The sequence below is a fragment of the Cupriavidus sp. SIMBA_020 genome, assembly GCF_046535395.1.
Classification (GTDB): domain Bacteria; phylum Pseudomonadota; class Gammaproteobacteria; order Burkholderiales; family Burkholderiaceae; genus Cupriavidus; species Cupriavidus campinensis.
In genome coordinates, this window is sequence record NZ_JAWRWU010000831.1 from 1 (window position 1) to 263 (window position 263).

Below are 263 nucleotides of genomic sequence, written 5' to 3' on the forward strand. Positions count from 1 at the left end.
CTACAGCCCCCCAGCGCCAGCGACGGCCCAGAATATATGGTTCATGGGCGGCGCTATCAGTGAAGATTTCGCCGAAGACTCGAAGGCGTTTTCCCGCGAAGGTGCCCGCTTTTTCTGGGAAGCTTTCAGCCAGTGGGACAAATCCGAAAACGATCAGAAGATGGAGGGCTGGACGGACAGCATAGCCGATGCGCTAGGAGGTTTTTTCCGGAAAAACTGCTATGTCAATCTCACCACCGACCGAGGGCAGGAATGGCTTCGCG

Annotated in this window: 1 protein-coding gene; it reads left to right on the top strand. The window is 56.3% G+C overall.

What is annotated here, in order from left to right; all coding sequences use genetic code 11:
• Positions 1-43: 43 nt before the first annotated feature.
• On the top strand, positions 44-263 hold a 220-nt coding region (locus SB751_RS31705; RefSeq protein WP_410749234.1), incomplete at its 3' end, for a hypothetical protein.